General features: G+C 66.2%; 20 protein-coding genes, 1 tRNA gene and 1 pseudogene. 16 read left to right on the top strand and 6 right to left on the bottom strand.

What is annotated here, in order from left to right:
- Window positions 1-68 precede the first annotated feature (68 nt).
- The 5 genes and pseudogenes from PCA10_RS02590 to PCA10_RS31335 form a co-directional block, all read left to right on the top strand.
- A complete protein-coding gene (locus PCA10_RS02590; protein ID WP_016490466.1) occupies window positions 69-3,806 on the top strand; it encodes a bifunctional diguanylate cyclase/phosphodiesterase in 3,738 nt (1,245 codons plus the stop codon).
- Window positions 3,807-3,821: 15 nt separating this feature from the next.
- Window positions 3,822-3,898 (top strand) — tRNA-Ile (locus tag PCA10_RS02585).
- Between the two features lie 145 nt (window positions 3,899-4,043).
- Entirely contained in the window at window positions 4,044-4,442 is a 399-nt protein-coding gene (locus tag PCA10_RS02580; protein ID WP_016490465.1) for a lysozyme inhibitor LprI family protein, read from the top strand.
- Between the two features lie 444 nt (window positions 4,443-4,886).
- Window positions 4,887-5,345, top strand: coding sequence for a BRO-N domain-containing protein (locus tag PCA10_RS02575; RefSeq protein ID WP_016490464.1), 459 nt, complete (start codon window positions 4,887-4,889; stop codon window positions 5,343-5,345).
- A 1,723-nt stretch (window positions 5,346-7,068) separates the two neighbouring features.
- Window positions 7,069-7,992: pseudogene (locus tag PCA10_RS31335) on the top strand (calcium-binding protein); the annotation flags it as partial.
- A gap of 65 nt (window positions 7,993-8,057) precedes the next feature.
- Here PCA10_RS31335 and PCA10_RS02565 read toward each other — a convergent pair.
- Both PCA10_RS02565 and PCA10_RS02560 read right to left on the bottom strand, forming a co-directional pair.
- Window positions 8,058-8,795, bottom strand: a complete 738-nt coding sequence (locus tag PCA10_RS02565) for an aspartate/glutamate racemase family protein (RefSeq protein WP_016490462.1) — start codon at window positions 8,793-8,795, stop codon at window positions 8,058-8,060.
- A gap of 8 nt (window positions 8,796-8,803) precedes the next feature.
- Window positions 8,804-9,493 carry a GntR family transcriptional regulator gene (locus PCA10_RS02560; RefSeq protein WP_016490461.1) on the bottom strand — a complete coding sequence of 230 codons (690 nt, stop codon included), beginning with the start codon at window positions 9,491-9,493 and terminating at the stop codon, window positions 8,804-8,806.
- A gap of 139 nt (window positions 9,494-9,632) precedes the next feature.
- Between PCA10_RS02560 and PCA10_RS02555 the strand changes: the two genes are divergently transcribed.
- From PCA10_RS02555 to PCA10_RS02525, 7 genes are all read left to right on the top strand, one after another.
- Window positions 9,633-10,721, top strand: a complete 1,089-nt coding sequence (locus PCA10_RS02555) for an ABC transporter ATP-binding protein (protein ID WP_016490460.1) — start codon at window positions 9,633-9,635, stop codon at window positions 10,719-10,721.
- Between the two features lies 1 nt (window position 10,722).
- Window positions 10,723-11,637 carry an ABC transporter permease gene (locus PCA10_RS02550; protein ID WP_016490459.1) on the top strand — a complete coding sequence of 305 codons (915 nt, stop codon included), beginning with the start codon at window positions 10,723-10,725 and terminating at the stop codon, window positions 11,635-11,637.
- Window positions 11,637-12,428, top strand: a complete 792-nt coding sequence (locus tag PCA10_RS02545; protein ID WP_016490458.1) for an ABC transporter permease — start codon at window positions 11,637-11,639, stop codon at window positions 12,426-12,428. The genes PCA10_RS02550 and PCA10_RS02545 overlap by 1 nt, the downstream gene beginning before the upstream one ends.
- Window positions 12,429-12,475: 47 nt before the next feature.
- Window positions 12,476-13,528: an extracellular solute-binding protein gene (locus PCA10_RS02540; protein ID WP_016490457.1), complete on the top strand. Its 1,053-nt coding sequence runs from the start codon at window positions 12,476-12,478 to the stop codon at window positions 13,526-13,528.
- Window positions 13,529-13,671: 143 nt separating this feature from the next.
- Window positions 13,672-14,868: an amidohydrolase family protein gene (locus tag PCA10_RS02535; RefSeq protein WP_016490456.1), complete on the top strand. Its 1,197-nt coding sequence runs from the start codon at window positions 13,672-13,674 to the stop codon at window positions 14,866-14,868.
- Entirely contained in the window at window positions 14,865-16,364 is a 1,500-nt protein-coding gene (locus PCA10_RS02530; protein ID WP_016490455.1) for an amidohydrolase family protein, read from the top strand. The genes PCA10_RS02535 and PCA10_RS02530 overlap by 4 nt, the downstream gene beginning before the upstream one ends.
- Window positions 16,365-16,378: 14 nt before the next feature.
- Entirely contained in the window at window positions 16,379-17,038 is a 660-nt protein-coding gene (locus tag PCA10_RS02525) for a flavin reductase family protein (protein WP_016490454.1), read from the top strand.
- A 137-nt stretch (window positions 17,039-17,175) separates the two neighbouring features.
- Here PCA10_RS02525 and PCA10_RS02520 read toward each other — a convergent pair whose 3' ends face one another.
- On the bottom strand, window positions 17,176-18,036 hold the full coding sequence (locus PCA10_RS02520) for a LysR substrate-binding domain-containing protein (protein WP_016490453.1): 861 nt from the start codon (window positions 18,034-18,036) through the stop codon (window positions 17,176-17,178).
- Between the two features lie 116 nt (window positions 18,037-18,152).
- Between PCA10_RS02520 and PCA10_RS02515 the strand changes: the two genes are divergently transcribed.
- Window positions 18,153-18,998, top strand: a complete 846-nt coding sequence (locus PCA10_RS02515) for an EamA family transporter (RefSeq protein ID WP_016490452.1) — start codon at window positions 18,153-18,155, stop codon at window positions 18,996-18,998.
- A gap of 142 nt (window positions 18,999-19,140) precedes the next feature.
- Here PCA10_RS02515 and PCA10_RS29330 read toward each other — a convergent pair whose 3' ends face one another.
- Window positions 19,141-19,299, bottom strand: coding sequence for a YqaE/Pmp3 family membrane protein (locus tag PCA10_RS29330; RefSeq protein ID WP_003450258.1), 159 nt, complete (start codon window positions 19,297-19,299; stop codon window positions 19,141-19,143).
- Between the two features lie 119 nt (window positions 19,300-19,418).
- Here PCA10_RS29330 and PCA10_RS02505 point away from each other — a divergent pair, with 119 nt between their 5' ends.
- The 3 genes from PCA10_RS02505 (at window position 19,419) to PCA10_RS02495 (ending at window position 24,309) form a co-directional block, all read left to right on the top strand.
- A complete protein-coding gene (locus PCA10_RS02505) occupies window positions 19,419-20,879 on the top strand; it encodes a sigma-54 interaction domain-containing protein (RefSeq protein WP_016490451.1) in 1,461 nt (486 codons plus the stop codon).
- A gap of 354 nt (window positions 20,880-21,233) precedes the next feature.
- Complete coding sequence (locus tag PCA10_RS02500; RefSeq protein ID WP_041770110.1) at window positions 21,234-22,619, top strand: GntP family permease; 1,386 nt, start codon at window positions 21,234-21,236, stop codon at window positions 22,617-22,619.
- 130 nt (window positions 22,620-22,749) lie between these two features.
- Window positions 22,750-24,309 carry an acyl CoA:acetate/3-ketoacid CoA transferase gene (locus tag PCA10_RS02495; RefSeq protein WP_016490449.1) on the top strand — a complete coding sequence of 520 codons (1,560 nt, stop codon included), beginning with the start codon at window positions 22,750-22,752 and terminating at the stop codon, window positions 24,307-24,309.
- 169 nt (window positions 24,310-24,478) lie between these two features.
- Here the strand turns inward: PCA10_RS02495 and speB are convergent, their stop codons facing one another.
- Together speB and PCA10_RS02485 are read right to left on the bottom strand one after the other, a co-directional pair.
- Window positions 24,479-25,441: an agmatinase gene (speB, locus tag PCA10_RS02490; protein WP_016490448.1), complete on the bottom strand. Its 963-nt coding sequence runs from the start codon at window positions 25,439-25,441 to the stop codon at window positions 24,479-24,481.
- 46 nt (window positions 25,442-25,487) lie between these two features.
- On the bottom strand, window positions 25,488-26,570 hold the full coding sequence (locus PCA10_RS02485; RefSeq protein ID WP_016490447.1) for a polyamine ABC transporter substrate-binding protein: 1,083 nt from the start codon (window positions 26,568-26,570) through the stop codon (window positions 25,488-25,490).
- Window positions 26,571-26,671: the final 101 nt, after the last annotated feature.

Genomic DNA, 26,671 nt, shown 5'->3' with positions numbered 1-26,671 from the left:
CCCCTTTCGGATGGCAAGCGGCCACGTCTACACTCCGTCTGACATCCCTTCAAGGAATGAGGCCGCCGATGGCGCGAGCGTGGGCCCTACTGATGTACTCGCTGGCCCTCTGGATCCTCCCGGCCGGCGCTGTCTCGCTCACCCCGGAAGAACAGGCCTGGCTCGACGATCACGGCGAATTGCGCCTGGGCGTGGACGCCTCCTGGCCACCCTTTGAATTCCGTGATGGGCAAGGCCGCCATCAGGGCCTGGCCGCCGACTACATCGAACTGATCCGCCAGCGCCTGGACGTGAAGCTCACCCCCGTCGAACCCAGCAGCTGGAGCGAAGTGCTACGGCAAGCACGCAATGGCGACCTGGACCTGCTGCCCGGGATCATGTCCACCCCGGAACGCCAGCAGTACCTGCTGTTCACCCGCCCCTACCTCGATTTTCCCATCGTCATCCTCTCCCATTCCCACGGCCCGAAGCCCTCGAACACCAAGGACCTCTACGGCCTGCGCGTGGGCGTGGTCACCGACTATGCGCCCCACGAGCTGCTGCGCCGCCAGCACCCCGACCTCAGCCTGCAGACCTACCCCTCCGTGGCCGCCGCGCTCCAGGCCCTGGCCACCGGCCAGGTGGACGCATTCGTCGGCGACCTCGCCTCCAGCGTCTGGAGCCTGCGCCAGCTGAAACTCGACGGCATCAGCATCAGCGGTGAAACGCCCTACCGCTACCAACTGGCCATGGCCACGCCGAAGGACCACCCGATCCTCGCCGGAATCCTCGACAAGGTCTTCGCCGAAATCACCCCCGAAGAGGCCGCGGCCATCCAGGAGCGCTGGGTTGGCGGCGCCCTCTACCAGCGCACCGACTGGCGCCGCATCCTGCTCTACGGCCTGCCCGCGCTGCTGCTGATGATCGGCGTGCTCAGCGTGGTCCTGCGCGTCAACCGCCGCCTCAGCAACGAAATGGCCAGCCGTGCCGCGCTAGAAGAAGAGCTGCGCGGCAGCGAGCAGCATTACCGGGGACTGGTGGAAAGCCTCAACGCCATCGCCTGGGAAATGCGCGTGGAGGAGTACTGCTACACCTACGTCTCGCCCCATGCGGAACGACTGCTCGGCTACCCCCTGGCCAACTGGCTCGAACCGGGCTTCTGGAGCCGCACCCTGCACCCCGACGACGCCGCCTGGGCGAACGCCTACTGCGAAACCGAGACCCTCGCCGGCCGCGACCACAGCCTCGACTACCGGATGATCGCCGCCGACGGTCGGGTCCTCTGGGTTCGCGACATCATCACCCTCATCCCCCATGGCGAAACCCAGATGATGCGGGGCCTGATGATCGACATCACCGAGGCCAAGCAGACCGAACACGCCCTGCGCCTGTCCGAGCAGAAATTCGCCTCGGTGTTCCACAACTGCCCCGACATCATCGTCATCGCCCGCCGCACCGACGGCAGCCTGCTGGCGGTCAACCACACCTTCGAGCAGCAGATCGGCCTCAAGGCCGCCGACGCCCTGGGCCGCACCGCCACCGACCTGGACATCTGGGGCATCCCCGGTATCGGCCCCAGGCTGCTCCAGCGCCTGCAGCAGGGCAGCACGCTGCACAACCTGGAAATGCCCTTCCGCCGAGCCAACGGCGACACCTTCGTCGGCCTGATCTCCGCCCAGAGCATCGACCTGGACGAAACACCGGCCCTGGTAGTGGTGGTCCGCGACATCACCCAGGTCAAGGAGACCCAGCAACTGCTGCAGGTGTCCGAAGAGAAGTTCGCCCGCGCCTTCCACGCCTCCCCCGACGGCCTGCTCATCACCCGCATCAGCGACGGCCTGCTACTGGAAGCCAACGAAGGCTTCAGCCGCATCACCGGCTACTCACAACCGGAGATTGCCGAACGCTCCACCCTGGACCTCAGCCTGTGGGCCGACCCGGCCGAGCGCGAGTACATGATCCAGCGCATCCGCGAGCAGGGCAGCCTCCACCACTTCACCGCAGCCATACGCACCAAATCCGGCCAGAAGCGCCTCTGCGAACTCTCCGCGCAACCGATCCCCATCGGCGGCGAGCCGTGCATGCTGACCATCGCCCGCGACGTCACCGAGCGCCAGCAGATGCAGGAAAAACTGCTGCAAGCCGCCACCGTCTTCGAAAGCACCGCCGAAGGCGTGATGATCACCGACACCCAGCAGCGCATCACCGCGGTCAACCGCGCCTTCAGCGAAATCACCGGCTACAGCGAAGCCGATGCCCTCGGCCAGTCCCCGCGCCTGCTCGCATCAGGGCAACACGACAGCGCCTTCTACGCCGCCATGTGGCACCAGCTGGAACGCGAAGGACACTGGCAGGGCGAGATCTGGAACCGCCGCAAGAACGGCGAGCCCTACCCCGAATGGCTCACCATCAGCGCCGTGCGCGACCGCCACCAGCAGGTCACCCACTACGTGGGCGTGTTCGCCGACATCTCGCCGCTCAAGCACGCCCAGGCCCGCCTGGACTACCAGGCCCACCACGATCCGCTCACCGGCCTGCCCAACCGCCTGCTCTTCGAGAGCCGCCTGCAGCTCGCCCTGGCCGACGCCGCCAACGACAACCACCACGGCGCCGTCCTGTTCATCGACCTGGATCGCTTCAAGCACATCAACGACAGCCTCGGACACCCGGTCGGCGACCTGCTGCTCAAGGGCATCGCCAACCGCCTGCGCGAGCAACTGCGCGACATCGACACGGTGGCGCGCCTGGGCGGCGACGAATTCATCATCCTGCTGCCCGGCCTGCACAACGCCGGCGACGCCCAGGCCGTGGCCAGCAAGCTGCTGGCCTGCTTCGAAGCGCCTCTGCCGGCGGGTCAGCACGAGTTCTTCACCAGTGCGAGCATCGGCATCAGCCTGTTCCCCGAACACGGCCTGGACGTCGCCACCCTGGTCAAGAACGCCGACGCCGCCATGTACCGGGCCAAGGCACGCGGCCGCAACCGCATCGAGTTCTACACCCGCGACCTGACCCATCAGGCCACCGAACGCATGGCCCTGGAAACCGAACTGCGCCGTGCGCTGGAACGCAACGAACTGTCGTTGAGCTACCAGCCCAAACTCAGCCTGCAGCACCAGACCCTGGTGGGTGCAGAAGCTCTGGTGCGCTGGTATCACCCGCAGTTCGGCGAGATCCCGCCGGAACGCTTCATTCCCCTGGCCGAAGAGTGCGGCCTCATCCTTCCCCTCGGCGGCTGGGTGCTCGAACACGCCTGCAGGCAGATGCGCCAGTGGCAGGACGGCCACGCCCCCTTCGGCCCGCTCTCGATCAACCTGGCCGGCGCCCAGTTGCGCCAACCGCAGCTGGTGGAGCGCCTGCAGCGGCTGATCCAGAGCCTCGGCCTGGAACCCCAGCGCCTGCAGTTGGAAATCACCGAAAGCTTCATCATGAACCAGGCCGAAGAAGCCCTGAGCGTCCTGCACAACCTCAAGGCCCTGGGCGTACAACTGGCCATCGACGACTTCGGCACGGGCTACTCCTCCCTCAGTTACCTCAAGCGCCTGCCGCTGGACGTGCTGAAGATCGACAAGTCCTTCGTCCGCGGCCTGCCCGACGACCCCAACGACGCCGCCATCAGCCGCGCCATCATTGCCCTCGGCCGCAGCATGCAGCTCACCGTCATCGCCGAAGGCGTCGAAACCAAGGCCCAGGAACACTTCCTCGCCGCCGAAGGATGCGAACAGATTCAAGGCTTTATCGTCAGCGCCGCCCTGCCGGCCGATACCTTCGCCGGCAAGTTCCTCAGCCCGCTACCAGCAATTGGCACCCAGCAAAAGGCGCCTGTATAATCCGCCGGCCTTCTGGGGCCTATAGCTCAGTCGGTTAGAGCAGAGGACTCATAATCCTTTGGTCCACGGTTCGAGTCCGTGTGGGCCCACCAAGCAAATCAAAGACATAGGCCAGCACAATGTGCTGGCCTTTTCTTTGCCCGTCGAAAAAGTGTCCACAGCGGGTATCCTGCCTGCGTACCCGGCTCGCGGGCTGGGTACGCGATTGGTGCATCCACACATGAAAGGACACATCCGATGCAGACCATCAAACCCTTCCTGCTGGCCACCGCACTCTGTTCCCTCAGCCTTGGCGCGAACGCCGCCGACGAGGCCTACAGCGCCACCTACGGCAGCTGCATGGACGCCTCCCAGGGCGTGACCGCCAAGATGCTCGACTGCATTGCCGCCGAAACCAAGCTCCAGGACGCCCGCCTCAACCGCGAGTACCAGGCCGCCATGCAGGCGCAGAAAGCCTGGCAACCCCAGCTGCGGGCAGTGCAGCGCCATTGGATCAAGTACCGCGACGCCGATTGCGCCTTCGTCGGCAGCCTCACCGGCGGCAGCATCGACAGCCTCAACCGCGCCTCCTGTTACCTGGAAAAGACCGCCCAGCGCGCCGACGAACTGGCCCGCCTTGGACCCCAGGATCGCTGATTCGCCTGACGCTACCCCATCCAGCCGATGGCACGCGTGAAACTCAAAGCCGTGCACTGCACGGCTTTTTTGTTCCCCGATGCGAGCTCCGCTGAACCACCAGCCACCCCAGCCGCACCAGGTGGACAGAGCCCAAGGATCTTCCGACTCTTCCTACCCAGCATCGGCATTGCCGTCCTACGAACCCCGTCGGTAGCGTCCCTTCCGTCGCAGCCTTGCCTGCGGCCGGGAGTGGAATCCCGCAACTTGCAGACCTTCGCAACACCGCCATAAGCAGCGTCAGCGAATGGATGTCTCATTCGATGACTCTGGCCATCTATGGCGGACCGTGCGAGGGGGGCTTTCGCCCACCGGTATTGGTCTGCGAGCCGGTATTCCACACCTCGTACGGTCCGCCACCCTCCCAGGTGGCGGACTCCCCCGATATCAGGAAGGAGTCTGCACATGTCCCACGAATACTTCGTACCCAACGTCTTCCACCGACATCACCGCGCCTTGCGCGCCCTGCTGATCGACGACCAGGCCTGGGTGGTGGCCCACGATCTCGGCCCACTGACCAACCGCCGCATCGATGAACACCTGACCCGCAAGCTGGACCGCGACCAGTGGCGCTTCGAGCAACTGGAGAACCACCAGGGCGAGGTGGAGCAGGCGCTGCTGCTCAGCGAAAGCGCCGTCTGCGAACTGCTCAAGGTGAACTTCTACCACCCGGAACACCGCGCCTTGCGCCAGTGGTTCACCGGCGAAGTGGTGCCCGCCCTGCGCGCAGAGGCCAATCCGCAGCTACCCCGCCAACGCCGGGTGGCCTGGCAGGGCAAGGAGTACAGCCTGATGGAATGGCAGGGCCGCATCTGGGTACGCATGACGGATGTGGCGGAGCTGTTCGAGGGCAGAACACCCTGAATCGAGCCTATGCGCTGGGGCAGCACAACTGCCCCAGCGGTTTGAAATCCGTGGCGAGCGAGCGCGGGCTCTACGTCACGGCGGCACTCAGGCGATCAGGTCCCTCATGGCCAGGGTGCTGATACCCGTCAGCTGGATCGCGAACTCCGCAGCACTGTCCGTATCGGTAAGGTGTCGTTACCACCGGTGAAGACATCCCGCCCCAGACCTCCCACCAGCAGCAAACCGACAGCATTCATGTGAATTAATTCCGGGTCCGAAATACCGGCGCGCACGCCCAGGAAACGCCACTCAAAGCCAGTACCAATGCGCCCATCACCCAACGAACCGCCCGAGCCTCAGGCCGTCAATTCGATGGCGCGGGCGCGAATGATGGCATTTTGACTCCGAGCAAATTGCCCTATAGATTGCTAACGACCTCTCCCCTCTCGGACAAAAGGAACTTGTCGTGGCAACACTCGTGTATGGACAAACCCGCATCAACACCACCACCGCCGGCTGGCAGAACGAACCGGCCATCACGGCCCTGGCCGACGGTGGTTATCTCGTCACCTGGGCCGACCAGGCCACGAGTACCACCGACAACCTTTTCACCCAGCGCTACAACGCCAGCGGCGTGAAAGTCGGCGGCGAGACCCGAGTCAACACCAACCTCAACTGGGAGCAGGAAGACCCTGTTGTCACCACCCTGGCCAACGGCAGCTATGTCGTGGCCTGGAAGGCAGAGGAAGGGAATGACAACCCTGATGTCCGCGCCCAGCTCTTCAGTGCAAACGGTACCCGGATTGGTGCCGAAACCCGCGTTAACACCTACAGCCTCGGTGAACAGGACAGCCCTGAAATAACGGCCTTGAAAGATGGCGGCTATGTGATCAGTTGGGCCTCGTTCGGCCAGGATGGCAGTGGCTGGGGCGCCTACCTGCAGCGTTTCAACGCCAATGGCGTCAAGGTCGGCGGCGAGGTCCGCATCAATACCACGACCCTGGGCGAGCAGGACGGGCCCGCCGTCACCAGCCTGGCCGATGGTGGCTACCTGGCGGTCTGGGAAGGTAGCGGCAGTGGCGACCAGTCCGGCATTTTCGCCCAGAGGTTCAATGCCAGCGGCGTCAAGGTCGGAGTCGAGACCCGAGTGAACACCACCACGACCAATGAACAAACCGACCCGGTGGTAACCCTTCTCAAGAACGGCAGCTACGTCGTGACCTGGCAGACCTGTCTCCCCGACAACGACGGCAATGACGATACCTCGGGCCCCGGGGATATCTACGCCCAGCTGTACAACGCCAGTGGCGTGCGCATCGGCGCAGAAACCCGGGTCAATACCACCATCACCGGCAATCAGCAGGAACCTCGAGTGGCAGCGCTGGCCGACGGCAGCTACATCGTGGTCTGGGACGGTAATGGCGTGGGCGACGTCGACGGCATCTTCACCCAGCGTTTCAACGCCAGCGGCGTCAAGGTAGGGGGAGAAACCCGCGTCAACACCACCACCGCCGGGCATCAGGAGTTCGGCAGCATCGCGGCCCTGGCCGATGGCGGCTACGTCATCACCTGGGAGGCCTACGACGCCAATGGAATGAACCCAGATATCCATTCCCAACGCTTCGATGCCAACGGCAACAAGGTTTCCGGACTTACCGGCGATGCCCTGGCCAATACCTTGAGCTGGACGGGCACCAGCAGCGTCATCATCGACGCCGGTGCGGGTAACGACACACTCGTTGGCGGCATCTACAACGACCACCTCAATGGCGGAACGGGCAACGATTCCCTCAATGGCAACAAAGGCGCCGATCGCATGACCGGCGGAGACGGCAGCGACACCTACTACGTCGACAACATCGGTGACATCGTCGTCGAGACCAATGCCGTTGCCAGCACCGGTGGTAGCGACATTGTTCTCAGCTACCTGTCCTCCTACAGCCTCGGCGCCAACGTCGAAAACCTGCGTCTGCTGGCCACCGGCGCCGCCAACGGCACGGGCAATACCCTGGACAACCTGATCTACGCCGGAGCGGGTAACAACGTCCTGAACGGTGGAGCCGGCAACGATACCCTGTCCTACGCCTATGCCAGTTCAGCCGTCAGCGCCAACCTGTCCCTCACGGCCGCCCAGGCGACCGGCGGGTCCGGAACCGATAGCCTGGCGAACTTCGAGCACCTCACCGGTAGTGCCTACAACGACACCCTGACCGGCAACTCCCTGGCCAACAGCCTTATCGGTGGTGCTGGCAATGACACCCTCAACGGGGTCGCAGGGAACGACATCCTCAACGGTGGCGCCGGCAACGACTTGCTCATCGGTGGACTGGGTACCGACAAACTCTATGGCGGAGCGGGTGCCGACAGGTTCGATTTCAACGCATTGAGCGAAATGGGCGTGGGAGCGCTGCGCGACATTATTGGCGACTTCAAGGCGAGCGAAGGGGACAAAATCGATTTGTCCACAATGGATGCCAATGCCCTGACGGCTGCCAACGAAGCCTTCACCTTCATCGGCGCCAACGCCTTCAGTGCCAACGCTACCGGCCAATTGCGCTTCGCCAACGGTGTCCTCTATGGCAGCACGGACGCGGATACGGCCGCCGAGTTCGAGATTTCGCTGGTGGGCGTCACGAGCCTGAACAGCACCGACTTCGCTCTCTGACCACCCACTCGAGACTCCACAGAGCAGGCCTTCGGCTTGCTCTGTGGATGAATTGACCAACAGATTCACCCCCCGACCGCAAACCCCCGCAAGAACCCCGCATAAGGCTTGGGCAACGGAAAATCCAGGTCACCGCGCTTGCTGGTGGACAGGCGCAGCTCGCCGAGCATTTCCACCATCTTCAGGGCGGCGCTGACTCCGTCGATCACCGGTACACCCAGCTCCTCCTGCAGCTCAGTAGCCAGGTGGCTCATGCCAGCACAGCCGAGGACGATGGCGCCGGACTCGTCCCGCGCCAGCGCGTCGAGGCAGGCCGTGCGCATGATGCGCCGCAGGCCGTCCGGGTCCTGGTCCAGCGCCAGCACGGGGATCTCCACGGCGTGGATGCCCCGGCAGTGCTGGTGGAAGCCGTAGCGTTCCACCAGGTGGCGGGCGATGACCTTGGTGCGGCCCAGGGTGGTGACGATGCTGAAGCCAGTGGCGACCCAGGTGGCCAGGTGCATGGCCGCTTCGGCGATGCCGATCACCGGGAAGCGTGCAATCTCCCGCGCGGCCAGCAGGCCCGGATCGCCGAAGCAGGCGATCACATGGCCTTCGGCGCCGTCGCGTTCGCCCTCGCGGATGGCCTGGAGCAACCCGGGCACCGACAGTGCCTCGTCGTAGTGGCCTTCGATGGAGGCAGGGCCACTGCCGTTGGTGACCGCCAGGAGCTGGTTGCCGGGACGCAGCAGGGGCTGGGCGGCCTCGGCCAGGCTGGCGGTCATGGCGACGCTGGTGTTCGGGTTGATCAGCTGGATCTTCATGGTCGAGGTCAGGTCCCGATCAAGTGTTTCAGCGGGTGGTAATTGGCCTTGAGCCTGCCGGCCGATTCGACGATGGCCGTCTCGATGGAGGCCAGGTGGAAGCAGGTCAGCTCGATGGCGGCGTTCTGGTTGCCGGCCTCGATGAACTCGATCAGGCGCAGGTGCTCGTCGTCGCGGCAGGCGTCGTGGCGGTCGTCGTCCAGCGCGGCGGCGTAGAGCGAGGCGCGGGAGATCAGCTTCTGGAACCAGTCCAGCAGCACCGGGTTGTGCAGCGCCCGGGCCAGTTTGATGTGGAACTCCCCCAGCAGAATGATCAGTCGCGGGTGGTCGTGCTCGCGACGCGCCGTTTCTTCCAGCAGCAGGTGCTCGCGCAGGTCCTGCATGGCCGCGCTGTCTCGCCGTCGGCACAGCTCGGTGACGATGCCGATTTCGATCAGCCGGCGGGTTTCGAACAGCGAGCGGATTTCCTCGTCGCTGGGCAGCGATACCCAGCAACCCTTGTTCGGTTCGGAGGTAACCAGGCCATCGGCCTCCAGTTGTTTCAGCGCCGCGCGCACCGAGGTGCGGCTGACGCTGAACAGCTCCGCCAGCGAGGCTTCCCCGAGTTTCATGCCGGGGCGCAGCGAGCGGTTGCTGATGGCCTGGTAAACCCCCTGGTAGACGCGGTCCACCGTGGTTTCCAGCTTCTTGTCTGCCATTGATGACTCCGTATGTACGTAAGCAACCCGGTCCTGCGGAAACGGGCAGGCAGAAATCCCGGTTGCGTCTTCAGCATAATCCGGGTATTTCTAGATTGCATTCAATTTTTGCATACAAAAACAGGAGGAATGCACCACTATGAAGCACACATCCTCCATCGAGGTGCAACGCGTCAGCAAGCGCTACACCGACGACCCCGACGTGGCGCCGGCGCTCGACGACGTCTCCGTCAGCATCCGTCACAACGAGTTCTTCACCCTGCTCGGCCCCTCGGGCTGTGGCAAGACCACCCTGCTGCGGTCCATCGCCGGCTTCGAGCAGGTGACGTCCGGCAGCATCCAGATCGGCGGCCAGCGCGTGGACCATCTCCCGCCCTACAAGCGCCGGGTCAACACCGTGTTCCAGAGCTACGCGCTCTTCCCGCACATGAGCGTGGCCGAGAATATCGCCTTCGGCCTGGAGATGCAGGGGCTGGAGCGCAACGCGATTCCCACGCGGGTCAAGGAAATGCTCGCCCTGGTGCAGATGGAGCACCTGGCCCGCCGCCGCCCCGCCGAACTCTCCGGCGGCCAGCAGCAACGCGTGGCCCTGGCCCGCGCCCTGGCGCCACGCCCGGACGTGCTGCTTCTGGACGAACCCCTCTCCGCCCTCGACCTCAAGCTGCGCAAGGAAATGCAGGTGGAGCTGAAACGGGTGCAGCAGGAGGCCGGCATCACCTTCATCTTCGTCACCCACGACCAGGAAGAGGCCCTGACCCTCTCCGACCGCATCGCCGTGATGTCCAGCGGCAAGATCCTGCAGATCGGCAGCCCCAACGATATCTACGAACGCCCGCAGCACCGCTTCGTCGCCCACTTCATCGGCGACATCAACTTCCTCCCCGGCAACCTGCGCCACTGCACGCAGAACGGCAGCCTGTTCCAGCCCGAGGGCCTGCCGGTGGAAATCCCCTGCGCGCCGTCCGCCGGGCTCGAAGCCGGCAAGTTGCAACTGGCCTTCCGCCCCGAGCGCTCCAAGCTGGTGGACCCATCGCAGCCGCACCACCTGCGCGGCGTGGTCGAGGCCGTGCTCTACGTCGGCACCGCCACGCTCTACCAATGCCGCCTGGCCAACGATGTGAAGGTCATGCTGCGCGAGAGCAACGAAGGCGCCGGCGCCGCCCGCCCCGTGGGCTCCCCGGTGGCGGTGCACCTGCCGCCCCACGCCTGCCTGTTGATGGAGGCCTGAGATGAGCGTCAGCGCCACTTCTCCCAGCCTCAACCGGCTGTTGCTGCTGTCGCCGGTGCTGCTCACCCTGCTCTGCCTGATCGCCATCCCGCTGGGCATCATGGGCTATATCAGCCTGTTGCCGCGCAACCTCTACGGTGGCGTCGACTGGGGCGCCGACTGGCATTGGCAAAGCTATATCCAGCTGTTCTTCCAGGAGGACTTCGACGGCAACCTGGAGGTGAACTGGGTCTACGCCCAGGCCCTGTTGCGCTCGGTGCTGCAGGCCGGCGGCACCACCGTGTTGTGCTTCCTCTTCGGCTTCCCCGTGGCCCTGTGGATGACCAGCCTCAGCGAGCGCTCGCGCAACCTGATGGTGCTGCTGATCACCATCCCCTTCTGGACCAACCTGCTGATCCGCAACTACGCCTGGCTGATCATCCTGCGCGAGCACGGCTGGCTGGCCCAGAGCCTCAACGCCCTGTTCCCCCAGGCCGGCGGCATCACCCTGCTGTACAACGACTTCGCCGTGGTAGTCGGGCTGGTCTACAGCTTCCTCCCGTTCATGATCCTGCCGATCTACTCCACCCTGGAGAAGCTCGACTGGCGCCTCGTGGAAGCCGCCTACGACCTGGGCGCCAACCGCTGGAAGGTCCTGCGCCGGGTGATCCTGCCGCTGTCCATGCCCGGTGTAGTGGCCGGCTCCCTGCTGGTGTTCGTGCCCAGCCTCGGCGCCTTCATCACCCCCGCCATCCTCGGCGGCGGCAAGACCCTGATGATCGGCAACCTGATCCAGCAACAGTTCGGCACCGCGCGTAACTGGCCGCTGGGCAGCTCGCTGTCCTTCCTCCTGCTCGGGCTCATGCTGCTTGCCCTGGTGCTCTACGCCCTCTACGCCCGCAAGGCCGCCAAAGCCGTCCGCCAGGGAGCCCGCTGATGATCGCCGCCCACCTGAAAAAGCTGCCGTTGACCCGTGAAACCAGCCTGCTGGTACTGGCCTACCTGTACCTGCCGATCCTGGTGCTGATCGCCTACAGCTTCAACGCCAACCGCACCGCCACCGTGTGGACCGAGTTCTCCTTCGCCTGGTACGGGCGCATCCTCGCCAACCCGTCGATCCAGGCGGCGGCGCTCAACTCGGTGATAGTCGCGTCGATCGCCACCGTCTGCGCCACCGCCATCGCATTGCTGGCGGCCCTGGCCACCTACAAGCCCTTCTACGGCCAGAAGATGGTGGAAGGCGGCATCAACCTGCCGCTGATCCTGCCGGAGATAGTCACGGCCGTGGCCACCCTGCTGCTCTTCATGGCGCTCGGCATCAAGCTTGGCCTGCTGACGGTGATCATCGCCCACATCGGCTTCTGCATCCCCTTCGCCTACCTGCCGATCCGCGCACGCCTGAACGACCTCGACAAGAGCCTGCTGGAAGCGGCCAACGACCTCTACGCCAACCCCCTGCACACCTTCCGCCGGGTCACCCTGCCGCTGCTGTTCCCGGCGGTGCTGTCCGGCGCGGTGCTGGCGTTCGTGGTCAGCCTGGACGACTTCATCATGACCTTCTTCGTCGCCGGCCCCGGCTCGACGACGCTGCCGGTCTACATCTTCTCGGCCATCAAGGCCGGGGTGACCCCCGAGATCAACGCAATCTCGACCCTGATGCTGGTGATCTCCATCGTCCTGGTGGTGTTCTCGTTCTGGCTCGGCCAGCGCGGCAGGACCACCACCTGACCCTTGTTCCACCACTGCCCAACCTGTTCTTCAACCGGAGAAAAACAATGAAGTTGAAAGCATTGCGTCATGGGGTAGCCGCTCTGACCCTCGGCTGTTTCGCCAGCGCCTTCGCCCAGGCGGACGAGCCCAAGGAGTTGTTCTTCTACAACTGGACCGACTACTACCCGGTGGAACTCCTGGCCAAGTTCGAGAAGGAGACCGGCATCAAGGTCACCATGGACGGCTACGACAGCAACGAAACCCTGCTGGCCAAGCTGCAGGCCGGCGGCGCCGCCTACGACGTGATCGTGCCGTCCCACTCGATCATGCGCACCCTGATCGAACAGGGCCTGCTGCAGGAGATCGACGCCTCCACCCTGCCCAACTTCGCCCATGTGAAACCGGCCTTCCGCGATCCGGACTTCGACCCCGGCCGCAAGTACTCGGCGCCCTACCTCTGGGGTACCACCGGCTTCTCCTACGACAGCGCGCGGGTGCCGGGCGGCAAGCTGGACGAGTCCTGGAAGGAGTTCTTCGAGCCGCGCCCGGAACTCCAGGGCCAGCTCGCCGCACTGGACACCCCGAGCAGCCTGATCAACGCCGCCAGCCACTACCTGGGCGTGGACGAGTGCAGCGAAAACCCGCAGGACGCCAAGCGCATCCTCGAACTGCTGCAGAAGCAGAAGCCCTTCCTGAAGATGTACAGCTCCGACAACACAGTGGACCGCATGGCCTCGGGCGAAGTGATCATGATGCAGAACTGGAACGGCTCCACCGCCCGCGCCACCCTGCAGAAGAACACCATCAAGTACGTCTACCCCCGTGAAGGCGTGGCCATGTTCCAGGACAACTTCGCCGTACCGAAAAGTGCGCCGCACCCGGGCAACGCCAAGGTGTTCATCGACTGGATGATGAAACCGGAAAACGCCGCCGCCGTGTCCAACGCCATCGCCTACGCCAACGGTGTCGACAGCGACCAGTTGCTCGACAAGAAGTGGAAGGTGATGGACGCCATCAACATGCCCGACGCCTACGCCGAACGCCTGCGCCCGGAGAAGGAGTGCAGCAACCAGGCCCGCGAGCTGCAGGACCGCATCTGGTCCAAGCTCAAGGGCTGACGGCCTGCTCGCCCGTCCCTCCGTAGGATGGGCCGGGCGGCGTTCCGCGAGCGGAGCGATACCCATCACATCGGCCGATGGGTATCGCAAGCTCAACCCATCCTACGTCCTACGTCAGCCTTCCTACTGCCCACGAGGTCCCCATGGCCAACACCCACTGGCTGCGCAATGTCCGCCCCTTCGGCGGCGCGGCCGAAGACTTCCGCATCGACCAGGGCCGCTTCGCCGAACGCCGCCCGGCCAGCAGCACACCGCTGGCCGCCGGTGATATCGACGGCGCCGGCCAGCTGCTGACCTGCGCCCTGGTGGAGAGCCATATCCACCTCGACAAGACCCTCTGGGGCCAACCCTGGCGCGCCAACAGCGCCGGGCCGACCCTCAAGGACTACATCGCCAACGAACGTCGGGTGCTGCGCGAAGTCACCGCGCCCATCGCCGAGCGTGCCGGCGCCCTGCTGGAGAACTGCATCGCCCGTGGCTCGCTCTCCATGCGCTGCCACGTGGACATCGACCCCGAGTTCGGCCTGCGCCATGTGGAGGCCATCCAGGCCCTGCGCGAGCGCTACCGCGACCTGATCGACCTGGAGCTGGTGGTCTTCCCGCAGACCGGCCTGGTCAGCCGTCCCGGCACCGCCGAACTGATGCGCCAGGCCATGGCCCTGGGCGTGGAAAACGTCGGCGGCCTCGACCCCTGCGGCATCGACAACGACCCCATCGCCCAGCTGGATATCGTCTTCGGCCTGGCCAGCGAGTTCGACCGGGGCGTGGATATCCACCTGCACGACAAGGGCGAGCTGGGCCTCTGGCAGATCGCCCGCATCGCCGACTACACCGAACGTTTCGGCCGCCAGGGCCGGGTGATGATCAGCCACGCCTACTGCCTCGGCATGGCGCCCTGGAGCCAGGTGCAGCCGCTCGCCGAACGCCTGGCCGCACTGGGTATCTCGCTGATGAGCTCGGCGCCGGCCGATACCTCGGTGCCGCCCTTCCTCGACCTGCGCGACGCCGGGGTCAACCTGTGCCTGGGCTCGGACGGCATCCGCGATGCCTGGTCGCCCATGGGCAACGGCGACATGCTGGAGCGCGCCATGCTCCTGGCCTTCCGCTTCGACCTGGCCAAGGACGACGAACTGGCCGCCGCCTTCGACGCCGCCAGCCGCAATGGCGCCAAGGCCCTGGGCCTGCCCGCCCACGGCATCGCCATCGGCCAGCGCGCCGACTTCCTGCTGATGGACGCCCAAAGCCTCGGCGACGCCGTGGTCTCCCGTCCGCCACGTAGCGTGTACCGCGCGGGCCGCCTGATCGCCGAGCACGGCCGCCTGCTGGAGAGCCGCCTGTGAACACCCCGCGCATCGGCCTGAAAGCCAGCTGCGTGGTGGGCTTCGACGGCGCCCGCCATGTGCTCTGGCGCGATGGCGAGGTGGTGATCGAAGGCAGCCGCGTGCTCTTCGTCGGCCGGGGTTTTCCCGGCCCGGTGGATGAGTGGATCGACTACGGCAACGCCCTGCTCGGCCCCGGCTTCATCGACCTGGACGCCCTCGGCGATCTGGACTCCACCGTGCTCTGCCTGGACAACGGCGACGAGCGCGGCATGGGCCGCATGTGGTCCGAGGAGTACCTGCGGCGCGGGCCACGGGAGAGCTACAGCTTCGAGGAGGAGGTGTTCAAGTACCGCTACGCCTTCACCCAACTGATCCGCAACGGCATCACCACCGCCATGCCGATCACCTCGATGTACTACCGGGAGTGGGCAGAGACCTTCGACGAATTCGCCGCCGTGGCCGGGGTCGCCGGCGAACTGGGCCTGCGCACCTACCTCGGCCCCTGCTACATGAGCGGCATGCAGTACCTGACCGCCGACGGCAGCCTCGCCGAGCACTGGGACGAGCCGCGCGGCCTGGCTGGCCTAGCCGCCGCCGAGCGGTTCTTCCGCGAATTCGACGGTGCCCATGGCGGGCTGATCCGTGGCGCCCTGCTGCCGGATCGCATCCAGACCTGCACCCCGGCGCTGCTGCATCGCACCGCCGCCCTGTCCCGCGAACTGGCCGCGCCAGTACGCCTGCATTGCTGCCAGGGCCGCGACGAAGTGGCCCTGGTGAAACAACTGCGCGGCAAGGCACCGCTGGCCTGGCTGGAACAACTGCAACTGCTCGGCCCGCGCGCCGTGCTGCCCCACGGCATCCATATCGAAGGCGACGACGACCTGGCGCGCCTGGCCGGCAGCGGCGCAAGCCTGGTGCATTGCCCGGTGGTGTTCGCCCGTGACGGCGAAGCGCTGGACTCCTTCGGCCGCTACCGCGCCCGTGGCGTCAACTTCGCCCTGGGCACCGACACCTGGCCGGCGGACCTGCTGGACAACATGCGCCAGGGCCTGAACATCGCGCGCATCCAGGAGGGCGGCAGCGAGGGCAGCAGCGCCCTCGACTTCTACAACGCCGCCACCCTGGGCGGTGCCAAGGCACTGGGGCGCGACGACCTCGGTCGCCTGGCGTCGGGAGCGAAAGCCGATATCACCGTGTTCAGCCTCGACGGCCTGCACCTGGGCCCGCTGTTCGACCCGCTGAAGAACCTGATCCTCGCCGGCCGTGGCGACGATTGTGTGGCGAGCTGGATCGACGGCCGCTGCGTGATGCAGCACGGCCAGGTCCAGGGCGTCGACTACCCGGCCCTGCGGCGCCAGGCCCAGGCCCAGTTCCACAAGTTGATGCAAAGCCACGCCGAGCGCGCCGTCGGCCGGTCCGACTGGCGTGGACTGTTCCAGCCGGCGATCCCCTTCGCCGACGCCTGGAGCGTCGAACGCCCGCTCTGCACCCTCGCCAGCCAGCCCGATCAATAACAAGGGATAACCGCATGCTGAGCTTCGATTTCACCCAACTGAGCCCCCGCGAGAAATACAAGATCCTCATTGGCAGCGTGGTGCCCCGCCCCATCGCCCTGGTGACCACCGTGGACGCCGAGGGTCGGGTGAACGCCGCGCCCTTCAGCTTCTTCAACGCGCTGTCCGCCGACCCGCCGATCCTCGCCCTGGGGGTGGAGAACCATGCCGACCTCAGCCCCAAGGACACCACCCGGAACATCCAGCTGAACCAGGAATTCACCGTGAACATCGTCTCCGACCCCCTGGTGGAGGCCATGAACGTCTGCGCCGTGCCTTTCGAGCCGGGCTTCGATGAATTGCTCGCCGCCGGCCTCAGCGCCCTGCCGGGCAGCCGCGTCGCCTGCCCGCGCATCGCGGAGGCGCCGGTGGCCCTGGAATGCCGACGGATGATGGGGCTGTCCATCGGCCAATCGCGGGAGATCATCCTCGGCGAAGTGCTGATGGCCCATGTGCGCGACGACCTGATCGACCCCGCCACCCTCTACATCGACCAGCTCGGCCTCGACGCCATCGGCCGCATGGGCGGCCACGGCTACGCCCGCACACGGGACTACTTCGACCTGCCGACCCGCACGCTGCAAGCCTGGCGGGAGCAACCGGGCGGCGGCGAACGGATCTGGCCGGAGGCCTGAGCCAGGCGGGATATCCCGACCGTAGGAGCGAGCTCTGCTCGCGATAGCTTCGTAGGAGCGAATTCATTCGCGAATGCGGACCGCAGGTCCGCCCTACCCAGGCCTGCTGCCCAGGCCGATCGCGATTGAAATCGCTCCTACAGCTCCGCCACCTCGAAGAACGCCTTCACCACCCGCAACTCCCCATAGCGCTCCTGGCACGCCAGGTAGTGGCGGCTCACCAAGCCTTCGCCCTTGAGCGGCAGCGCCACCACCCGAGGATCGCGCGGCACCTCAAGGGAGTAGAGGATGCTCACCCCGAGCCCTGCCGCCACCGCTTCGATCACCGCCTCGCGGCTGTTCAGCTCCAGGGCCGCGCGCAGTTCCAGGCCCTGCTCGGCGCAGGCCTTCTCGAAGGTGCGGCGGGTCAGCGAAGCCGGCTCGCGCTGCAACAGCACCTCGGCGCGCAATTCCTGCAAGGCCACCTCCTTGCGCACGCCTACCCAGGGGTGGCCCGCCGGCAGCAGCAGGCACAGGCGCGCTTCGCCAATGGGCTGCAGGCGCAGGCCGGGGCGCTCGGCGATATCGCTGATCAAGGCCAGGTCCACCCGCTCGCCATTCAGTGCGGCGAGGGTTTCCTGGGTATTGCCCAGGCGCAGGTTGATGCTGACGCCGGGGTAGCGTTCGCGCATCCGCGCCAGCAGCGGCATCACCAGGTGCGGGCTGTCGGCGGCCAGGTCCAGGCGCCCGGACTCCAGCGCCTGGCTGGTGTCGAGCAGGTCCTCGGCCTGCTCCGCCAGGGCGAACAGCTGATGGCTGATGGCGGCCAGGCGCCGGCCCAGCTCGGTGGGCTCCACCTGCCGCGCGGAGCGCCGCAACAGGCGCACCTGGTAGTGCTCTTCCAGGGCCTTGATATGCCCGGTCACCGCCGGCTGGCTGATGCACAGGCGCTCGGCGGCACGGGTGAAACCACCCTCGCGGACCACCGCATCGAAGGCGCGGAGCTGGAACAGGTTCATGGCCACTCCATCAGTGGTACTTATCCAACGGATAACGATAAACGATTTGAATGATAGATGCCCCGACAGCACCCTATCCACCTTGGCTTCAGCCCCGTGGCGAGGATTTTCACGTGTTGTCCGATAACGATCTCGCCACCCTGGTGGTCCTGCTCTCCGCCCTGATGCACGCCAGCTGGAACGCGGTGATCAAGGCCGGCAGCGACCGCCTCTCCTCCATGGCCCTGGTGGACGGCGTGGCCTTCTGCTTCAGCGTCGCCCTGCTGCCCCTGGTGGCACCACCGCCGCTGGTGGTCTGGGGGCTCATCGGCCTGTCGGTGCTGGTCAACACCCTCTACCGCCTGCTGCTGATCCGCGCCTACCACTTCGGCGACTTCGGCCAGGTCTATCCGGTGGTGCGCGGCCTGCCGCCCCTGCTGGTGGCCCTCAGCGTCGGCCTGCTGTTCGGCGAGCACCTGTCCGGCGCCATGCTGCTGGGCATCGTGCTGATCTCCCTGGGTATCCTCAGCCTGCTTTCCACCCGCCTGGAATCCAACGCCCTGAAGGCGCTCGGCTACGCCGCCCTGGCCGGCGCCGGGGTGGCGCTCTACACCCTGATCGACGCCCAGGGCGTGCGCCGCGCCGACAGCGTGCTGCAGTTCGTGGTCTACCTGACCCTGATGCAGAGCATGACCATCCCCCTGCTCGCCTGGATGCGCCGTGGCCCGCTGGTGCTGCGCTTCGCCCGCGACAACTGGCGCATCGGCCTGTTCGGCGGCTTCAACTACTGCGTGGCCTATGGCCTGGTGCTGTTCGCCATGACCCTGGACCACGTGGCCAAGGTCGCCGCCCTGCGCGAGAGCAGCGTGATCATCGCCGCCATCATCGCCAGCCTGGTGTTCAAGGAGCCCTTTGGCGTGCGCCGCATCCTCGCCGCCTGCGTGGTCACCGCCGGCATCCTGCTGATCAAGCTGGTGGATTGAGTCCGTTCGATGGGTATCCCGGTAGCCTGTAGGATGGGTCGGGCGGCGTTCCGCGAGCTTGCGATACCCATCGTGGCGGAGTGCCAGGCCATTGATGGGTATCGCTCCGCTCAACCCATCCTACGGGCTACGAACTCGGTTGCTACCGCTTGGCGATGATGTACACGGCATGGACGATGCCGGGGATATAGCCCAGCAGGGTGAGCAGGATGTTCAGCCAGAAGGCGCCGGCGAAACCCACCTGCAGGAACACCCCGAGCGGCGGCAGGAGAATGGCGATAAGGATGCGGATCAGGTCCATGTAGAAGCCTCCATTTGGGAAAAATCATCTGCCTGACTACCGACCTTCGTACAGGCTAGGCGTTCATCCCGGCAGCCCCCCATAATCGCTGCCTGATGTTTCAGCCGGATGCCCCCGCCATGCCCATCGCCAGCGAAGACATCGACCAGCACGGCCTGGTCATCGGTGTGTCCCCCGAGCGCTTCCGCGAAGTCGCCATGCCGCTGCTGTTCGACCACCTGGACGCCCAGTGCGAGGGCACCATCGCGGTGAACCGCCAGGCGCGGATCGTCTGGATCAACGACAAGTACGCCGAGAAGGTCGGCATCGCCGACCCGCGCAGCGTCCTGGGCCAGGAAATCGAGCAGGTGCTGCCTGCCAGCCGCCTGCGCGAGGTGGTGCAGAACGGCCAGCCGAGCATGCTCGACCTGATGGCCTTCGGCGACGAACACTTCGTGGTCACCCGCATTCCCCTGCGCGACGCCGACGGCACCCTGGTGGGCGCGCTGGGCTTCGTCCTGTTCGACCGCGCCCGCCACCTGCAGCCGGTCATGGCCAAGTACAACCAGCTGCAGAGCCAACTGGCCGCCACTCAGCGGGAGCTGGCCAAGGCGCGCCGGGCGCGCTACACCATCGCCGGCTTCATCGGCGCCAGCGCCGCGGCCAGCGAGGTGAAGCGCCAAGCCAGGCGAACCGCCCAGCTGGACGCCACGGTACTGCTGCGCGGCGAGACCGGCACCGGCAAGGAGCTGCTGGCCCAGGGCATCCACAACCTGTCGCTGAGGGCCAATGGCCCCTTCGTCGCGGTGAACGTGGCGGCCATCCCCGAATCCCTGGTGGAGGCCGAACTCTTCGGCACCGCCCCCGGCGCGTTCACCGGTGCCGAGCGCCGCGCCCGCCCCGGCAAGTTCGAACTGGCCGACGGCGGCACCCTGTTCCTCGACGAGATCGGCGACCTGCCGTTGCCCCTGCAGGCCAAGCTGCTCCGCGTGTTGCAGGAGCAAGAGGTGGAGCCGCTCGGCTCGAACCAGGTGAAGGCGCTCAATGTACGGGTGATCGCCGCCACCCATGTGGACCTGGAAGCCAAGGTGGCCAGCGGGCAGTTCCGCGAAGACCTCTACTACCGCCTCAATGTCCTGGCCCTGCGCCTGCCCCCCCTGCGCGAGCGCCGCGAGGACCTGCCGGCGCTGCTCGAGCACCTGCTGGACGACATCGCCAGCCGCTCCGGCCAGCCGCCCCTGGAACTCGCCACCGACGCCCTGCAGCTGCTCCAGGCCCAGCCCTGGCCGGGCAATGTGCGCGAGCTGCGCAACCTGCTGGAACGGGCGCAACTGCTCGCCGACGCTGGTTCCCTGGGCGCCAGCTCCCTGGCCGGGCTGCTGGTGGACCCCCGCCCGGCCGCCGCACCCACCACGCCGGCACAGACGATCACGCCCACGACGGGGGAAGTCCGTCCCCTGGCCGACAGCCTCGCCGCCGCCGAGCGCCAGGCCATCCTCGCCGCCCTCGCCGCCTGCGACGGCAACCGCACCCGCGCCGCCGAACGCCTCGGCATCGCCCGCGCCAGCCTCTACAACAAGCTGCAGGCGCACGGGCTGTAGGTTTCGTTGCCCCGTGCGTTGCGACTTTGCGCTGTAGGGGCGAATTCATTCGCCAAGGGCGGCGCAGCCACCCCAAACACACCAGGGGCAGACCTGCGGTCTGCATGGCGAATGAATTCGCCCCTACAAGACCTGTCCAGCCATATGGACACCCATCATCAAGACGTCCACAAAAATGGACGCTCGTCCAGACAACTGGACACCCACCAGAGCCCGCGGCACACCGCCTATTCCCCGCAAATCACCGTTCCAGAGCGCTCTCACCCTGAGACGAGCACACCTGGCACGGCTTTCGCTCCAATGCCTGCGCACGCCGCCTCGACGCGGCGAACAACAACAAGAAGGAAGTCCCCAATGGGCACCCTAGGCATCCTGATTTCTCTCGCGCTGCTGATGTACCTCGCCTACCGCGGCATCAACGTCCTGATCCTCGCGCCCCTGCTGGCCCTGCTCGCGGTGCTCTTCGCCGGCGACGTGGCGTTGCTCCTGCCGACCTACACCCAGGTCTTCATGAAGGCCCTGGGCGGCTACCTGATCCAGTTCTTCCCGCTGTTCCTGCTCGGGGCCATCTTCGGCAAGTTGATGGATGATTCCGGCTCGGCGCGCGCCATCGCCTACGGCATCGTCCGCAGCCTGGGCCGCGAACGGGCCATCCTCGCCATAGTTCTGGCCTGCGGCCTGCTCACCTACGGCGGTGTCTCGCTGTTCGTGGTGGCCTTCGCCGTGTACCCGATCGGCACCGCGCTGTTCCGCGAGGCGGGCATTCCCAAGCGCCTGCTGCCAGGCGCCATCGCCCTGGGCGCCTTCACCTTCACCATGACCGCGCTGCCCGGTACCCCGGCGATCCAGAACGCCATCCCCAGCCCATTCTTCGGTACCGACGCCTTCGCGGCGCCCATCCTCGGCCTGATCGGCGGCACCATCATGCTGGTGCTCGGCAGCTGGTGGCTGAGCGTCCAGGCGCACAAGCTGATGGCCGCCGGCGAAGGCTATGGCAGCCACAAGGACGACAGCCTGGAGCAATTCGACGTGCCGGTGATCGGCTTCTGGTACGCGCTGCTGCCGATACTGCTGGTGATCATCCTCAACTTCGTCATGGCCAAGCAGGTGTTGCCGGCGCTGGACACCAGCTACCTGGCCAAGCCCGAGTTCGGCGGCCTGCAGGACGCCAAGTCGCTGATCGGCATCTGGGCCATCATCGTCGCACTGGCCTGTGCCGTATTGCTGCTGATCGGCCTGCACTGGAAGCGCTGGGTCGACCTCAAGCAGAGCCTCAACGACGGCACCTTCGGTTCCATGCTGCCGATCCTCAACACCGCATCCGAAGTCGGCTACGGCACGGTCATCGCGTCCCTGGCCGGCTTCGTGGTGATCCGCGACCTGGTGCTCAGCGTGCCGGGCAACCCGCTGGTGTCCCAGGCGGTGGCGGTGAATATCCTGGCGGGCATCACCGGCTCGGCCTCCGGCGGCATGTCCATCGCGCTGAAGACCCTCGGCGCCCAGTACCTGGAGATGGCCAACGCCGCCGGCATCAGCCCCCAGCTGCTGCACCGCGTCGCCGCCATGGCCTCCGGCTGCATGGACACCCTGCCGCACAACGGTGCGGTGATCTCGCTGCTGGCGATCTGCAAACTCACCCACCGCGATTCCTACCGCTTCATCTTCATGAACACGGTGATCTTCCCGCTGCTGGCCCTGACGGTGGTGATCATCCTCGGCAGTACCTTCGGGAGCTTCTGATCGCATGCAATGGGCTATCCATGTAGGAGCGAATTCATTCGCGAAGGGCCGCGAAGCGGCCCCCTGCAAGGCCCAAAGGCAGGACGTTGTCCTGCATGGCGAATGAATTCGCCCCTACAGGATTCAAAAGATGAGCAAAGTGATGAGCGCCGCCGACGCGGTGGCGCGGATTCCGGACAACGCCAACCTCGCCACCGGCGGTTTCGTCGGCATCGGCTTCGCCGAGGAAATCGCCATCGCCCTGGAGCGGCGCTTCCAGGCCGAGCAGGCGCCCCGTGGCCTGACCCTGGTGTATGCCGCCGGCCAAGGCGACGGCAAGGGACGGGGGCTCAACCACCTGGCCCACGAAGGCCTGGTGCGCCGGGTGATCGGCGGCCACTGGGGCCTGGTGCCGGGGCTGCAGAAGCTGGCCGTGGAAAACCGCATCGAAGCCTACAACCTGCCCCAGGGGGTGATCTCCCAGCTGTTTCGCGACATCGCCGCCGGCAAGCCGGGGCAACTGTCCAAGGTCGGCCTGGGCACCTTCGTCGACCCCGACTTCGGCGGCGGCAAGCTCAACGCCCGGACCACCGATGAACTGGTGCGGCGCATGCCCATCGATGGGGAGGACTACCTCTTCTACAAGGCCTTCCCGATCCAGGTCGGGGTGATCCGCGCCACCAGCGCCGACGAAGACGGCAACCTCTCCATGGAGCGCGAAGCGCTGACCATCGAGAGCCTGGCCATCGCCATGGCCGCGCGCAATTCCGGCGGCCTGGTGATCGCCCAGGTGGAGCGGGTGGTGGCACGCGGCTCGCTGAACCCCCGCGACGTGAAGATTCCCGGCATCCTGGTGGATTGCGTGGTGGTGGCCAGCCCCGAGAACCACCAGCAGACCTTCGCCACCGCCTACAACCCGGCCTTCGCCGCCGAGGTGCGGGTACCGGTGGACAGCCTGGCGCCGATGCCGCTGGACCTGCGCAAGCTGATCGCCCGCCGCGCCGCCCTGGAGCTGCGGCCCGGCGCCGTGGTCAACCTCGGCATCGGCATGCCCGAGGGCGTAGCGGCGGTGGCCGCCGAGGAAGGGGTGATCGACCTGCTGACCCTGACCGCCGAACCGGGCGTGATCGGTGGCGTGCCGGCCTCGGGCCTGGACTTCGGCGCGGCGAGCAACCACGCCGCGTTGATCGACCAGCCCTACCAGTTCGACTTCTACGACGGCGGCGGCCTGGATATCGCCTTCCTGGGCCTCGCCCAGGCCGACGCCGAGGGCAACCTCAACGTGTCTAAGTTCGGCACGCGCCTGGCCGGCGCCGGCGGCTTCATCAACATCAGCCAGAACGCCAAGGCGGTGGTCTTCGTCGGCACCTTCAGCGCGGGCGAGCAGGACATCCGCATCGAGGGCGGCGCCCTGCGCATCATCCAGGACGGCGCGGTGCGCAAGTTCGTCGGCGAGGTAGAACATCGCACCTTCGCCGGCCGCCTGGCGGCCGAGTCGGGCAAGCCGGTGCTCTACGTCACCGAGCGCTGCGTGTTCCGTTTGAGCCCCGGGGGGCTGGAGCTGATCGAGGTGGCACCGGGAGTGGATATCGAGCGGAACATTGTCGCGCGCATGGACTTCCGCCCCATCGTCCGCGCGCCGAAGGTGATGGATGCGCGGCTGTTCGGCGAGCCACGCATGGGCCTGCGCCAACTGATCCAGCCAGCTTGAGTTTCGTGCGTGAAAACGCGGGCCCGTGTTGGGCCCGCGTCTTTTTTACCGCTCGGAGCTCGTTTGTAGTTTGTAGGATGGGTTGAGCTTGCGATACCCATCGAGCGGAACATCAGGCCATTGATGGGTATCGCTTCGCTCAACCCATCCTACGTCCCCCTGGACGGACTCAGCGCATCCCCAACTTATGCCGCGCGGCGTACAGGCAGACCATCTCCATGGCCAGGGTGGCGCCGGCCAGGGCGGTGACCTCGGCGTTGTCGTAGGGCGGTGCCACTTCCACCACGTCCATGCCCACCAGGTTGATGCCGCGCAGGCCACGGAGGATTTCCAGCGCCTGGTGGCTGGACAGCCCGCCACACACCGGGGTGCCGGTGCCGGGGGCGAAGGCCGGGTCGAGGCAGTCGATGTCGAAGGTCAGGTACACCGGGTTGTCGCCCACCCGCGCGCGGATGCGCTCGGCGATCTGCTCGGGGCTGTGGCGGTGCACCTCGCGGGCGTCCAGCACCTGGAAGCCCATGACGTCGTCGTTGGTGGTGCGCAGGCCCACCTGCACCGAGCGCGACGGGTCCACCAGGCCCTCGCGGGCGGCGTGGTAGAACATGGTGCCGTGGTCGATGCGCTTCACCTCTTCGTCCGGCCAAGTGTCGCTGTGGGCGTCGAAGTGGATCAGCGACAGCGGACCGTGCTTGGCCGCATGGGCCTTGAGCAGCGGGTAGCTGATGAAGTGGTCGCCGCCCAGGGTGAGCATGGCGGCGCCGGCGTCGAGGATGCGCGCGGCATGGGCCTGGATGATTTCCGGGGTGTGCTGCGGCGTACCGTGGTCGAAGGAGCAGTCGCCGTAGTCGATCACCGCCAGGTGGTCGAAGGGATCGAACTCCCAGGGGAAGTGCCGGGCCCAGGCCATCTGTACCGAGGCGGCGCGGATGGCGCGCGGCCCGAAGCGGCTGCCGGGACGGTTGGTGGTGGCGGTGTCGAAGGGCACCCCGCTCACCACCAGGTCGACGCCGGCGAGGTCGCGGCTGTAGCGGCGGCGCATGAAGCTGGTGATGCCGGCGTAGGTGGATTCGGCTGCGGTGCCATAGAGGCTGTCGCGGGTAATGGCCTGGTCGTTGTCGAAGGCGTGGTCCATCTCATCGGGCTCCCGTAGGGGTGGTTGTTTTCCCGTCTGTGCGGGTTCAGTACTGAGTGCGGAAACTGGTCCAGAGGCGGGTACGGGCGCGCTGGTCCTTGAGGTTCTGGATCTGCTCGCTGAACAGGCGGTCGCGCACCTCCTTGCTCGGGTAGATGTCCGGGTCGCCCACCACCTCCGGCGCCAGCAGCGGCGTGGCGGCCTGGTTGGCGTTGGCGAAGAACTGGCTGTTGGTCAGCTCGGCGATGGCCTCGGGGCGCAGCATGTAGTCGATGAAGGCGTGGGCGGCCTGGGGATGCGGCGCATCGGCGGGGATCACCATGGTGTCGAACCAGATCAGCGTGCCTTCGCGGGGGATGCGGTAGATCACCTCGAAGGGCATCGACGCCTGGCGTGCCTGGTCGGCGGCGATGGCGGCGTCGCCGTTGTAGGTCAGGGCCAGGCAGATTTCGCCCTTGGCCAGGTCGTTGATGTGCTTGCCGGCGCCGACGTAGCGCACGTTGGGTTGCAGCGTGGCGAAGAGTTCGCCCACCGCCTTCAGGTCGGCCTTGTCGGTGCTGTAGGGGTCCTTGCCGAGGTAATGCAGGGCGATGCTGATGACCTCCTGGGGCGAATCGATCACGGCGATGCCGCAGTCCTTCAGCCGGCTGGCGTACTCGGGCTTGAACAGCAGGTCGAGGCTGTTCAGCGGCGCATCGGGAATGCGCTTGGTCACCGCCTCCTTGTTGATCCCCAGGCCCACGGTGCCCCAGGTGTAGGGCACGCCGAAGCGGTTCTCCGGGTCCACGCTGGCCAGCTTGGCCAGCAGCTCGGGGTCGAGGTTGGCGAAGTTCTTCAGCCGCTCGCGCTGCATCGGCTGCACCGCCTTGGCCTGGATGGCGCGGGCCAGGCCGCTGCTGGCGGGGAACACCACGTCATAGCCGCTGCCGCCGGTGAGCAGCTTGGCGTCCAGGGCCTCGGCGCTGTCGAAGATGTCGTATTTCACCTCGATACCACTTTCGGCCTTGAAGCCGGCGAGCGCCTTCTCCGGGATATAGGCGGACCAGCTGTAGAGGTTCAGCACCTTGTCTTCCGCGTGCACGGGCAGGACGCAGGCGAACAGGGTGGCGAGCAAGAGGGGAAGACGCATGGTGGGCTCCAGGAGGAATCACGGTGGAGCCATGCTGCGCCGGGCTTTGCTTCTGATAAATATGAAGTGTTCTACTTTGGCATCTACGACTATCAATGTTT

It is taken from the genome of Pseudomonas resinovorans NBRC 106553 (assembly GCF_000412695.1).
GTDB classification, from domain to species: Bacteria; Pseudomonadota; Gammaproteobacteria; order Pseudomonadales; family Pseudomonadaceae; genus Metapseudomonas; species Metapseudomonas resinovorans_A.
This window is presented reverse-complemented; position numbering and strand designations above follow the sequence as displayed.